Source organism: Streptomyces sp. NPDC006332 (assembly GCF_040612855.1).
Taxonomy (GTDB): Bacteria; Actinomycetota; Actinomycetes; order Streptomycetales; family Streptomycetaceae; genus Streptomyces.
Window position 1 is genome coordinate 20,237 of the sequence record NZ_JBEXRA010000056.1, and the last position, 11,412, is coordinate 31,648.

13 protein-coding genes are annotated in these 11,412 nt (G+C 70.2%); 8 read left to right on the forward strand and 5 right to left on the reverse strand.

The genetic code is table 11. The annotated features are described in order from the left end of the window. Positions 1 to 2: 2 nt before the first annotated feature. Complete coding sequence (locus ABZ027_RS35300) at positions 3 to 479, forward strand: hypothetical protein (RefSeq protein WP_356775643.1); 477 nt, start codon at positions 3 to 5, stop codon at positions 477 to 479. A 19-nt stretch (positions 480 to 498) separates the two neighbouring features. On the opposite strand, the gene ABZ027_RS35305 is transcribed toward ABZ027_RS35300, so the two are convergent. Both ABZ027_RS35305 and ABZ027_RS35310 read right to left on the reverse strand, forming a co-directional pair. Further along, a complete protein-coding gene (locus tag ABZ027_RS35305) occupies positions 499 to 693 on the reverse strand; it encodes a DUF397 domain-containing protein (RefSeq protein ID WP_356775645.1) in 195 nt (64 codons plus the stop codon). A gap of 278 nt (positions 694 to 971) precedes the next feature. Next, a complete protein-coding gene (locus ABZ027_RS35310; RefSeq protein WP_356775647.1) occupies positions 972 to 1,700 on the reverse strand; it encodes an SDR family oxidoreductase in 729 nt (242 codons plus the stop codon). Between the two features lie 74 nt (positions 1,701 to 1,774). On the opposite strand from ABZ027_RS35310, the gene ABZ027_RS35315 reads away from it, so the two are divergent. Beyond that, positions 1,775 to 2,152: a MerR family transcriptional regulator gene (locus ABZ027_RS35315; RefSeq protein ID WP_356775648.1), complete on the forward strand. Its 378-nt coding sequence runs from the start codon at positions 1,775 to 1,777 to the stop codon at positions 2,150 to 2,152. Positions 2,153 to 2,204: 52 nt separating this feature from the next. Here the strand turns inward: ABZ027_RS35315 and ABZ027_RS35320 are convergent, their stop codons facing one another. Genes ABZ027_RS35320 through ABZ027_RS35330 form a run of 3 tightly spaced genes read right to left on the reverse strand, consistent with a single transcriptional unit; the run spans position 2,205 to position 3,490 of the window. Next, positions 2,205 to 2,399, reverse strand: coding sequence for a DUF397 domain-containing protein (locus tag ABZ027_RS35320; RefSeq protein ID WP_356775650.1), 195 nt, complete (start codon positions 2,397 to 2,399; stop codon positions 2,205 to 2,207). Positions 2,400 to 2,439: 40 nt separating this feature from the next. After that, positions 2,440 to 2,631 carry a DUF397 domain-containing protein gene (locus ABZ027_RS35325; protein WP_356775652.1) on the reverse strand — a complete coding sequence of 64 codons (192 nt, stop codon included), beginning with the start codon at positions 2,629 to 2,631 and terminating at the stop codon, positions 2,440 to 2,442. 7 nt (positions 2,632 to 2,638) lie between these two features. Further along, the gene (locus ABZ027_RS35330) at positions 2,639 to 3,490 is read right to left on the reverse strand and encodes a helix-turn-helix transcriptional regulator (RefSeq protein ID WP_356775654.1); all 852 of its coding nucleotides are present in this window, start codon (positions 3,488 to 3,490) and stop codon (positions 2,639 to 2,641) included. 224 nt (positions 3,491 to 3,714) lie between these two features. Between ABZ027_RS35330 and ABZ027_RS35335 the strand changes: the two genes are divergently transcribed. The 6 genes from ABZ027_RS35335 (at position 3,715) to ABZ027_RS35360 (ending at position 11,399) form a co-directional block, all read left to right on the forward strand. Further along, entirely contained in the window at positions 3,715 to 4,128 is a 414-nt protein-coding gene (locus ABZ027_RS35335; RefSeq protein WP_356775656.1) for an ATP-binding protein, read from the forward strand. Between the two features lie 126 nt (positions 4,129 to 4,254). Next, positions 4,255 to 5,049 (forward strand): TIGR03084 family metal-binding protein, encoded by a 795-nt coding sequence (locus ABZ027_RS35340; RefSeq protein WP_356775658.1) that lies wholly within the window; start codon positions 4,255 to 4,257, stop codon positions 5,047 to 5,049. Further along, positions 5,046 to 6,764: an acyclic terpene utilization AtuA family protein gene (locus ABZ027_RS35345; protein ID WP_356775660.1), complete on the forward strand. Its 1,719-nt coding sequence runs from the start codon at positions 5,046 to 5,048 to the stop codon at positions 6,762 to 6,764. Before ABZ027_RS35340 ends, ABZ027_RS35345 begins: the two co-directional genes overlap by 4 nt. Beyond that, positions 6,761 to 8,359 carry a carboxyl transferase domain-containing protein gene (locus tag ABZ027_RS35350; RefSeq protein WP_356775662.1) on the forward strand — a complete coding sequence of 533 codons (1,599 nt, stop codon included), beginning with the start codon at positions 6,761 to 6,763 and terminating at the stop codon, positions 8,357 to 8,359. The genes ABZ027_RS35345 and ABZ027_RS35350 overlap by 4 nt, the downstream gene beginning before the upstream one ends. 5 nt (positions 8,360 to 8,364) lie before the next feature. Then, positions 8,365 to 10,206, forward strand: coding sequence for a biotin carboxylase N-terminal domain-containing protein (locus tag ABZ027_RS35355; RefSeq protein ID WP_356775664.1), 1,842 nt, complete (start codon positions 8,365 to 8,367; stop codon positions 10,204 to 10,206). A gap of 56 nt (positions 10,207 to 10,262) precedes the next feature. Beyond that, positions 10,263 to 11,399 (forward strand): acyl-CoA dehydrogenase family protein, encoded by a 1,137-nt coding sequence (locus ABZ027_RS35360; RefSeq protein ID WP_356775666.1) that lies wholly within the window; start codon positions 10,263 to 10,265, stop codon positions 11,397 to 11,399. Positions 11,400 to 11,412: the final 13 nt, after the last annotated feature.

An 11,412-nucleotide genomic window follows, 5' to 3' on the forward strand; every position in this document is an offset into this window, starting at 1 on the left:
ACATGGACATCGCCGTGGAGCCACCCCTGGGCGTAGGAGATATCCAGTTCGGCGAGGAGTTCACCGCCGTCGCCGATCGGCTTCGATCCCTGGGTGATCTGCGAGTCGCCTCGCCGGCGCCGGGGAGGACCGCTTTCAAATCGACACTCGTTCTGCCCGATTTCGAAATCACCCTCCTGATGGACGACGGTGTCCACGTCACTGCCGTTGAAGTATGGCGATTTGAAAATGACGCGGCAGAGGTGCACGTCCACTACGGCGACCTGGACCTGTTCCGGACCCCGGCGCGTGAGCTCGCTGCACGTATCGAAGAGATGGGGAACGCAAGCGTATCCCCCGACGAGGAAGTCACCATTTTCCCGGAGCTCTCACTGCTGCTCTCTCGCGAGACCAGTCGCGAAGTGCCTCTGGACGAAACGGACGGACTCCCCTTGTATGCGCACTACGTTCTGGCCGCGCCGGCTGGCTACTTCGATTAGTCAGCCCGGCAGGGGCCGTTCAGCGGTGAGGGTCGGTCTTCACGGCGTCGATGAAGGCGACGAAGGCTGCGGCCGGGATGGAGAGGTGCTTCCCGGTCGGGATCTTCGAGTCGCGGATGGCCACATGGGTGCGCAGGTTCGCGATCTCCACGCATGCGTTGCCGTCGCCGCTGCCGGAGTAGGACGACTTTCGCCAGACGGTTGCGGTGGTCACGGTGCGCCTCACTCCTTCTCGGCCTCAGGCTGCCGCCTCGCCGCCAGAAATACGGCGACTATTCGCCCTGCCCGCAGCATCCCCGAACGACGATACGCGACCATCGCCCGCACTGGTCCCTATCGCGTCGTCAACGCCAGGCCCGGCCGCGCTCGCGCCCGCGACTGCCAATACCGCCGACGCGAGGCCACACCGTTAAAATCCACAACTGCGGACGGAGTGTTAATTGACTGAGCTCAGAAGCAACCGACCGAAGTCAGTGCGGCCCGAGGGCCCCCTCATGCCGCCATCAGCGCCGCCAGGGCGCGGTCCATCGCGGCGTTGAATTCTTCCGGCGTCAGCGGCAGCCGGGACTTGACGTCCCGACTCCACTGGTCGGCGAGGACCTCGGCGGAGCCCGCCTCGACACCGTCGAGCGCCGCGTCGGCCAGGTCCGACGGCGCGATCTTGGCCACGGGCCACCCCGCGGCCATGTCGGTGTCGGCCATGCCGAGGTGCACCGCTGTCACGAGCGTGCCCTGCTCGGCGAGTTCCAGGCGGACGCCGTTGGTCATGGCCCAGGCGGCGGCCTTGGTCAGGTGGTAGGCACCCGCGCCCTTGCCCCCGAACCACGACATGGCGGAGAGGACGTTGACGATCGCGCCCCCGCCGTTCCTGGCGAGCGTCGGCGCGAACTCCCGGATCATTCCCAGGTGGCCGAACGTGTTGGTCTCCAGCTCTTGCCGTACCGCGTCCAGCGAACCGGTCACCAGGTCGGTCCCCGTACTGATTCCCGCGTTGTTGATGAGCAGCGAGACGTCCCGGGCGGCCTCGGCCGCGGCCCTCACGGATGCGGGATCGGCGATGTCGAGGGGCAGCACGTCGACCCCGGGCAGGTCCACGGTCTCGGGCCGGCGAGCCGTCGCGTAGACCTTGCGGGCGCCCCGTTCGAGCAGGCGCTGGGCGAAGGCGCGGCCCAGGCCACGGTTGGCTCCGGTGACAAGGGCAACTGAGTTGTTGATGTCCATGCCCGTACGCTAAAACCTGACGCTAACGTCAGAGGCAAGTGCTGGTTATCGGGGCCGGGTTGAGGGGAATCACCATGACCGTCACAGAGGTCGGGGCCGGGCGGCTGATCCGCATCGGCGAGGTGGCGCGGGGTGCCGGCGTCTCGGTACGCGCCGTGCGCTACTACGAGCAGCAGGGCCTGCTCATCGCGGAGCGCAGCCCGTCCGGCCAGCGCCTCTACCGGCAGGATGCCGTCACCCTGGTCCGCTTCTTCCAGCAGATGTACGCCGCCGGCCTGACCAGCCGAAGGATCACGGAACTCCTTCCGTGCTGGGACTCCGGGCACACCGACGCCGAGCAACGAGCCATGCTGCGCGCCGAGCGGGACCGCATCCAGGCCAAGCGCGACGACTTGCAGGCTGCCCTGGACCGCCTCGACGAGGTCATCGCGATCACGGACACGCACCCGTAGACGCGGTCGGCCGGACGTCGCGCCAGCGACCTACGGCGGGAGTACTAGCGCGTCAAGGGCTCCGGTCGGCCTTCAGGGCGTCGATGATGGTGGCAAAGGCTGCGGCCGGGACGGAGAGGGGCTTCCTGGTCGGGGCCTTTGAGTCGCGGATGGCTATGTGGGTGCGCAGGTTCGCGATCTCCACGCAGTTGTTGCCGTCGCCTCCGCCGGAGTAGGACGACTTTCGCCAGACGGTAGGGGTGGTCACGGTGCGCCTCACTCCTTCTCGGCCCCAGGTTTCACAACGTTCAGTGCGGGTCGGCCTTCAGGGCGTCGATGAAGGTGACGAAGGCTGCGGCCGGGACGGAGAGATGCTTCCCGGTCGGGATCTTCGAGTCGCGGATGGCTATGTGGGTGCGTCGGTTGGCGATCTCCACGCATGCGTTGCCGTCGCCGCCCCCGGAGTAGGACGACTTGCGCCAGTGGTCGCGGATGGCCATGGGTGCCTCACACTTCCTTCGACAGCCTGCGGATGAAGTCACGGGATCGCTCTGCATCGAGTGACACTGCCTCCACTCTACGGAAGTGCGTTCCGAATACGGTCAGTTGTGCCTCGGAGTCGATGAAGACCGTGCCATGAGGCCCATCGCGGACGACAGTGTCCAGCTTCGGGACGGCGCCGCCCGCGTACACCATGGCGGAGCCCAGGTCGGCGAAGTCCTCCAGCTCGAAGGGGATGACGCGTACGGTGATGTGGTCTGCCTCGGAGAGCTCCAGTACGCGGGCCAGCTGAACCCGGGAGGCAGCACGGCCGCCGACCCTCATGCGCAATGCCGCCTCGTGGATCAACGCCTTGTACGGAACCGGCGGCTCCTTCTCCAGGATGCTGCGCCGCTGCATGCGGTGCTGGACGCGCAACTCCAGGTCTTCGTCCGGAAGCGCGGGGACCCGGGACGAAAAGAGAGCCCGCGCACACTCCTCCGTCTGGAGAAGCCCGGGAACATGCAGGAACTCCACGTCCCATCGGTGGGAGGCGTAGTACTCCAGCTCCGACAGGTCCAGGAACGACGTGGGGAGGAGACCTCGATACTCTTCCCACCAGCCACGCGTCCGATCAGCCGTCATGGCCGCCAAGGCGTCGATCAACTTTTGATCCGTGCAGGCGTAGTGGGCCGCGATCCTGCGGAGGCGTGCCTCGCTGACTCCCGCGAGGCCGGCCTCGAACTGACTCACCTGGGCGGAGTCCGTTCCCAGCAGCGCGGCAGCCTCACGTCCCTTGAGCCCCGCAGCCTCACGTAGTTTCCGCAGCTCGGTGCCCAGGCGCTCCTGGCGTGCAGTGGCCTGCTGCCTGCGTGGCATGGCTTCCTCCTTGGCCCAACTGTCGTGCAGCAGCAACTCGTTCGTGCGGCAGATTACGGCAACGACTTGCGCCGTACCAAAATTGGCCCCTACTGTCAGTGACGCGACGCACACCCTGCGAAACCCGGCACCCCGGAAGCGCACCGCCCCGTCCTGCCATGACGGGCCGCGGCAATGCCACCGCCCGCCGACCGCATCCCCCACCACCTGAACGGAGTTGCCGCATGCCCGAAAACGAGGGCGAACCCTGGGAGTACTCCCTCTGCATCCCGAACGATCCCCGAGCCGTCACCATCAGTCGCCGCACCCTCCGCCTGATCCTCACGATGCACGGCCTGATCCGTCTCGTCGACGTCGCCGAACTCCTCGCCACGGAGCTGGTCTCCAACGCCGTACGCCACACCAAAGGGCCCGCCGCACTCCGCGTGCGCTGGTCGGGCGGGGTTCTGCGCATCGGGGCGTGGGACGCGGATCCGGAGCCGCCCGAACCGCCCGGATCGTTCGCACAGCTCGAAGCGGGGGAGGGCGGGCGGGGGCTCGCGCTGGTCCGGGCGTGTGCCGATCTGTGGGGCTGGCAGCCGCAGGCCCGAAACGGCAGCCGGGGCAAGTACGTGTGGTGCGAGCTTGCTGCCGCGTGAGGGGCCAGGCCCCCCGTATCCCGACCCGATGGGGGAGCCGCGACCGCGCGGCGAGCAGAGATCGGGGGCCAAACAATTGATGCAAGCATGCTTGCTTGTTTTTGGCCCCGCTGCCATGCTCCCCCCATGGCCGACCCGACCCCCGTGTTCGACGACCTACGTGCCGAGAGCGACGAACTCGACCGGCTGGTGGCCGAGTTGGGTCCGGAGCAGTGGGCCCTCGCCACCCCCGCCCCCCGCTGGACCGTTGCCCACCAGATCGCCCACCTGGCGTGGACCGACCGGTCCGCGCTCCTGGCGGTCACCGACGAGGACGCGTTCCGGTCGCTGATCGAGAAGGCCCTCACCGCACCCGACTCCTTCGTCGACGAGGGAGCGGAGGAGGGGGCCAAGCTCCCGCCCGCCGAGCTGCTCGCACGGTGGCGTGAGGGACGTACCGCACTCGACACCGCCCTGCGCGCGGCCCCACCCGGCGCCCGTTTCCCCTGGTACGGCCCGCCCATGTCCGCCGCCTCCATGGCCACCGGCCGCCTGATGGAGACCTGGGCGCACGGTCAGGACGTGGCGGACGCGCTGGGGGTCACCCGTACGCCCACCGACCGTCTCCGCCACGTCGTGCGCATCGGCGTACGCGCCCGGGACTTCGCCTTCGGGGCGCACGGGGTGCCCGCGCCGACCGGTGAGTTCCGCGTCGAACTCACCGGTCCGTCCGGCGAGTTGTGGGCGTACGGTCCCGAAGAAGCCTCCCAGCGGGTCACCGGCCCCGCCCTCGACTTCTGTCTCCTGGTCACCCAGCGAGCCCACCGCGCCGACCTCGCCCTGCACGCGGAGGGCCCGGACGCCGACCGCTGGCTGGACATCGCCCAGGCCTTCGCGGGCCCGCCAGGCACCGGGCGTCCGCCGAAGGGGAGCACGCCGTGACGGTGCTGCGCATAGGCAACGCCTCCGGCTTCTACGGTGACCGCTTCGACGCTATGCGCGAGATGCTCACCGGCGGCGAGCTGGACGTCCTCACCGGCGACTACCTCGCCGAGCTGACCATGCTGATCCTGGGCCGGGACCGGCTCAAGGACCCCGGCGCCGGGTACGCCCGTACCTTCCTCCGCCAACTGGAGGAGGGCCTGGGCCTCGCGCACGAGCACGGGGTGAAGATCGTCACCAACGCCGGCGGTCTCAACCCGGCCGGACTCGCCGCGAAAATACGGGAGTTGGCCGGACGCCTGGGCCTGCCCGTCCGTGTCGCCCACGTCGAGGGCGACGACCTCACCGCGTCCCATCCCGACAGCCTCGCCGCGCACGCCTACCTCGGCGGCTTCGGCATCGCGGCCTGTCTGCGGGAGGGTGCGGACGTCGTGGTCACGGGGAGGGTGACGGACGCGGCGCTGGTCACCGGGCCCGCCGCCGCCCACTTCGGATGGACACCGACGGACTACGACCGGCTCGCGGGGGCCGTCATCGCCGGGCATGTGCTGGAGTGCGGGACGCAGGCCACTGGCGGCAACTACGCGTTCTTCGCGGAGGGCGGTCGTGGTGTCCGCCACTCCGGGTTCCCGCTCGCCGAGATCCAGCAGGACGGCACCGCCGTCATCACCAAACACCCCGGCACCGGCGGCTTCGTCGACGTCGGTACGGTCACCGCCCAGCTCCTCTACGAGACCGCGGGCGCCCGGTACGCCGGCCCCGACGTCACCGCCCGCCTCGACACCGTACGGCTCACCCAGGACGGACCCGACCGGGTACGGATCGAGGGCGTACGAGGGGAGGCCCCGCCGCCCACCCTCAAGGTCGGCCTCAACCGTCTCGGCGGCTTCCGCAACGAGGTCACCTTCGTGCTGACCGGGCTCGACATCGAGGCCAAGGCCGCGCTCGTGCGGGAGCAGATGACCGACGCGATGGCCAAGTCACCGCCCAGGGAAGTGCGTTGGGACCTCGTGCGCACGGACCGGCCGGACGCCGCCACCGAGGAGACCGCGAGCGCCCTGCTGCGGCTCGTGGTCCGGGACCCGGACCAGAACGTCGTCGGGAGGGTGCTCAGCGGGGCCGCCGTCGAACTGGCCCTGGCCAGCTACCCCGGCTTCCATGTGCTGGCGCCACCTGGAAAGGGCGCGCCCTATGGGGTCTTCGAGGATGTGTACGTCCCCCATGGCGCCGTCGACCATGTGGCGGTCCTCGAGGACGGGCGCCGGATCCCTGTGGCCCCGGCCCACGACACCCCCGTACTCCACGACATCCCCGTACTCCACGACACCCTCGTACTCGACGACGTACCGGAACCACCCCCACCGCAACCCCTGCCGCCCGGACCCACCCGCCGCGCCCCCCTCGGCCTGGTCGTCGGAGCCCGCAGCGGCGACAAGGGCCCGAACGCCAACGTGGGGGTGTGGGCCCGGACGGAGGACGCCTGGCGGTGGCTCTCCCACACGCTCACCGTCGATCTCCTGCGCGACCTCCTGCCGGAGACGGCGGGTCTGCGCGTCACCCGGCACCTGCTGCCCGAACTCCGCGCCCTCAACTTCGTCGTCGAGGGCATCCTCGGCGAGGGCGTCGCCGCCCAGCACCGTTTCGACCCGCAGGCCAAGGCCCTGGGCGAATGGCTGCGCTCCCGCCACCTGGACATCCCGGAGGCCCTGCTGTGACAGTCATCAACTCCGGCCTGGACACCGCCGGTTCCGACTACCGGGCGGCCCGCGACGCCATGCTCGCCAAGCTCACCGAGCTCGACGCCGAACACGCCAAGGCCCTCGCGGGCGGCGGTGAGAAGTACCTGGCCAGGCACCGAGAACGCGGCAAGCTGCTCGCTCGCGAGCGCATCGAACTGCTCCTCGACCCCGACACGCCCTTCCTGGAGCTGTCGCCGCTGGCCGCCTGGGGCAGCGAGTACGCGGTGGGCGCCTCGATCGTCACCGGCATCGGCGTCGTCGAGGGCGTGGAGTGCCTGATCACCGCGAACGATCCGACCGTGCGCGGTGGCGCGAGCAACCCGTGGTCGCTGAAGAAGGCCCTGCGCGCGAACGACATCGCGCTCGCCAACCGGCTGCCGTGCATCAGCCTGGTGGAGTCCGGCGGCGCCGACCTGCCCTCCCAGAAGGAGATCTTCATCCCCGGGGGCGCCGTCTTCCGGGACCTGACGCGGTTGTCGGCGGCCGGCATCCCCACCGTCGCCGTCGTCTTCGGGAACTCGACCGCGGGCGGCGCGTACATCCCCGGCATGTCCGACCACGTGATCATGGTCAAGGAGCGGGCGAAGGTGTTCCTCGGCGGCCCGCCGCTGGTGAAGATGGCCACCGGCGAGGAGAGCGACGACGAGTCGCTGGGCGGCGCGGAGATGCACGCACGCGTGTCGGGCCTCGCGGACCACTTCGCCACCGACGAGCCGGACGCCCTGCGACAGGCGCGGCGCGTGATCGCCCGCCTCAACCACCGCAAGGCGTACGGCGATCCGGGCCCGGCCGCGCCCCCCAAGTACGACGAGGAGGAACTGCTCGGCATCGTCCCGGGCGACCTGCGCACCCCCTTCGACCCCCGCGAGGTCGTCGCACGGATCGTCGACGCCTCCGACTTCGACGAGTTCAAGCCGCTGTACGGGACCAGCCTCGCCACCGGCTGGGCCACCCTGCACGGCTACCCGGTCGGCATCCTCGCCAACGCCCAGGGCGTCCTGTTCAGCGAGGAGTCCCAGAAGGCCGCCCAGTTCATCCAGCTCGCCAACCAGCGCGACATCCCGCTGCTGTTCCTGCACAACACCACCGGCTACATGGTCGGCACGGAGTACGAGCAGGGCGGCATCATCAAGCACGGCGCGATGATGATCAACGCCGTCTCCAACTCCCGAGTCCCCCACCTCTCCGTCCTCCTGGGCGCGTCCTACGGCGCCGGCCACTACGGCATGTGCGGCCGCGCCTACGACCCCCGCTTCCTCTTCGCCTGGCCCAGCGCCAAGTCGGCCGTCATGGGCCCGCAGCAGCTCGCGGGCGTGCTGTCGATCGTCGCCCGCCAGTCGGCGACCGCGAAGGGGCAGCCGTACGACGAGGACGCGGACGCCGCCCTGCGCGCCATGGTGGAGCAGCAGATCGAGTCCGAGTCGCTGCCGATGTTCCTGTCCGGGCGGCTGTACGACGACGGCGTCATCGACCCCCGCGACACCCGCACCGTCCTCGGCCTGTGCCTGTCCGCGATCCACACCGCTCCCTACGAGGGCGCCCGCGGCGGCTTCGGCGTCTTCCGGATGTGAGGCCCGTGATCACGACACTGCTGGTCGCCAACCGCGGCGAGATCGCCTGCCGCGTCTTCCGCACCTGCCGCGACCTCGGCATCAAAACGGTCGCCGTGCACTCGGACCCGGACCACGACGCGCTCCACACACGCGCGGCCGACGCGACGGTACGGCTGCCGGGCGCGACCCCCGCCGACACCTACCTGCGCGGCGACCTGATCGTGCGGGCGGCCGTCACCGCGGGCGCGGACGCCGTGCACCCCGGCTACGGCTTCCTCTCCGAGAACGCCGACTTCGCCCGCGCCGTCCTCGACGCGGGCCTCGTCTGGATCGGCCCGCCCCCGGAGGCGATCGAGGCGATGGCGTCCAAGACGCGCGCCAAGGAGCTGATGGGGATCCCGCCGCTCGGCGAGGTCACCGAGGCCGACCTGCCCGTGCTGGTGAAGGCGGCCGCGGGCGGCGGCGGGCGCGGGATGCGGATCGTACGCCGACTGGAGGAGCTGGACGCCGCACTGGAGGGCGCGCGCGCCGAAGCCGCGAACGCCTTCGGCGACGGCGAGGTGTTCATCGAGCCGTACATGGAGGGTGGCCGGCACGTCGAGGTGCAGATCCTCGCCGACACGCACGGCACCGTCTGGCCCCTGGGCACCCGCGACTGCTCCCTCCAGCGCCGCCACCAGAAGGTCGTCGAGGAGGCCCCGGCACCCGGACTCCCCGAGGAACTCACCCGGGAACTGCACGAGCTGGCCGTACGCGCCGCCCGCGCGGTGGACTACGTCGGCGCCGGCACCGTCGAGTTCCTGGTCGCCGACGGCAAGGCGCACTTCCTGGAGATGAACACCCGCCTCCAGGTCGAACACCCGGTCACGGAAGCCGTGTTCGGCCTCGACCTGGTCGCCCAGCAGATCCGCGTCGCCGAGGGCGCCGCACTGGAGGCCGACCCGCCGCTCCCGTCCGGCCACGCCGTCGAGGCCCGCCTCTACGCCGAGGACCCGGCGAACGGCTGGACGCCCCAGAGCGGCACGCTGCACCGCCTCGCCGTCCCGGACGGCGTCCGCCTCGACACCGGCTACGGTGACGGCGACCCGATCGGCGTCCACTACGACGCCATGCTCGCCAAGGTCGTCGCCCACGCGCCCACCCGCGCGGAGGCGCTCCGCAAGCTGGCGTCGGCCCTGGACAGCGCGACACTCCACGGCCCGCTCACCAACCGTGACCTCCTCGTACGGTCGCTACGGCACCCGGAGTTCACCGCCGCCCGCATGAACACCGGCTTCTACGACCGCCACCTCACCGACCTCACCAAGCCCGCCCCCGACCCGTACGCCCCCCTAGCCGCGGCCCTCGCCGACGCCCACGGCCGCTCCCGCTTCGGCGGCTGGCGCAACGTCCCCTCCCAGCCGCAGGTCAAGCGCTATGCCATGGCGGGGGAGGAGGTCGAGGTCCAGTACCGGCACACGAGGGCGGGCCTCGCGGCGGACGGTGTGCGGGTCGTGCACGCCGACGCCCGTCTGGTCGTACTCGAAGTGGACGGCGTACGAAGGAAGTTCGAGGTGACGCGCTACGGCGACGAGCTGTACGTGAACACCACCGCGCTGAGGGCCCTGCCCCGCTTCCCCGACCCGACGACCCAGCTGGCCCCGGGCTCCTTGGTGGCTCCCATGCCCGGCACCGTCGTCCGCGTCGCCGAGGGCCTGAAGGCCGGTTCCGCCGTCCAGGCCGGCCAGCCCCTGCTGTGGCTGGAGGCGATGAAGATGGAACACAAGATCACGGCACCGGTCACGGGCACCCTGACCGCCTTGAAAGTTGTCCGTGGCCAACAGGTGACGGTGGGTTCATTGCTGGCGGTAGTACAGCCCACCTAGGGGCGCGGGGAACTGCGCGACCAGCCACATACAACCCGCACCCCGAAGGAGTCGTGATGACCCTCCTCGAATCCGAAGAGCACAAGGCCCTCCGATCAGCGGTCGCCGCCCTCGGCACCCGCCACGGCCGCAACCCCGACCGAGCAGCCCTCTGGACGGAAGCAGGCAAACTCGGCTACCTCGGCGTCAACCTCCCCGAGGAATACGGAGGCGGCGGCGGAGGCATAGCCGAACTCTCCATCGTCCTCGAAGAGCTCGGCGCAGCCGGCTGCCCCCTCCTGATGATGATCGTCTCCCCAGCCATCTGCGGCACGGTGATCGCCCGCTTCGGCACCGAGGAACAGAAACGCGCCTGGCTCCCCGGCCTCGCCGACGGCACCCGCACCATGGCCTTCGGCATCACCGAACCCGACGCCGGCTCCAACAGTCACCGCATCACCACCACGGCCCGCCGCGACCCCGACACCGGGGACTGGCTCCTCACCGGACGCAAGGTCTTCGTCTCCGGGGTCGACCTGGCGGACGCCACCCTGATAGTCGGCCGCACCGAGGACGCCCGTAAGGGCACGCTCAAGCCGTGCCTGTTCATCGTCCCGCGTGACACACCCGGCTTCGAGCGACGACAGCTGGACATGGAACTCTCCGCCGTCGAGAAGCAGTTCGAGCTGACCCTCGACGACGTGCGCCTTCCCGCCGACGCCCTGGTCGGCGACGAGGACGCGGGCCTGCTGCAACTCTTCGCCGGCCTCAACCCCGAACGCGTCATGACAGCCGCCTTCGCGATCGGCATGGGCCGCCACGCCCTCGCCCAAGCGGTCACCTACGCCCGCGACCGCACCGTCTGGGACACCCCGATCGGCGCCCACCAGGCCATCGCGCACCCGCTGGCCCAGGCGCACATCGACCTGGAACTCGCCCGCCTGATGATGCAGAAAGCCGCCCACCTCTACGACGCCGGCGACGACATGGCCGCCGGTGAGGCCGCCAACATGGCGAAGTACGCGGCGGGGGAGGCCTGTGTGAAGGCGGTCGACCAGGCCGTGCACACCCTCGGCGGCAACGGCCTCACCCGCGAGTTCGGGCTCGCGAAGTTGATAACGGCCTCGCGCGTGGCTCGTATCGCTCCGGTGAGCCGGGAGATGATTCTCAACTACGTCTCCCACCAGACCCTCGGCCTGCCCAAGTCGTACTGACCAAGTCGTACTG